1 protein-coding gene is annotated in these 502 nt (G+C 44.8%); it reads left to right on the top strand.

The features are described 5' to 3' along the window. Positions 1–92 precede the first annotated feature (92 nt). Positions 93–502, top strand: a 410-nt coding sequence (locus B2739_RS12140; protein ID WP_331346123.1) for an AAA family ATPase, incomplete at its 3' end; no start/stop codon positions are given.

The raw sequence follows: 502 nt of genomic DNA on the forward strand, positions 1-502 counted from the left end.
GCAATTAAACATGCACTCTTTGCCGACAATTTGCAGCACCCACAAGAATTCGCAACCGCCATCGCACATTTGCAAACCATCAGGAAGCAACTATGACTGACATAAATAACACCCACGACAGCATTGATAACAAAAGTACGGACACTGAAGAAAGCTTGCAGAACCGTTTGCAACAAGCGAGCACAGTTGCCAATAATTTATTAAATGAAATCAAAAAAAATCTGATCGGCCAGGATGCAATCATCGAACAAGTGCTGGTTGCATTAATCGCGCGCGGTCACGTATTAATTGAAGGTGTGCCTGGCTTAGGAAAAACCCTGCTGGTGCGCAGCCTTGCAAAATGCTTTGGCGGACAATTTACCCGTGTGCAATTCACACCCGATTTAATGCCCAGCGACGTTACTGGTCATGCCATGTTTAATATGGCCAAACAGGAATTTGAAATTCGTCGCGGCCCTGCGTTCACTAATTTATTATTGGCCGATGAAATTAACCGTGCACC

The sequence above is a fragment of the Cellvibrio sp. UBA7661 genome, assembly GCA_002483365.1.
Taxonomy (GTDB): domain Bacteria; phylum Pseudomonadota; class Gammaproteobacteria; order Pseudomonadales; family Cellvibrionaceae; genus Cellvibrio.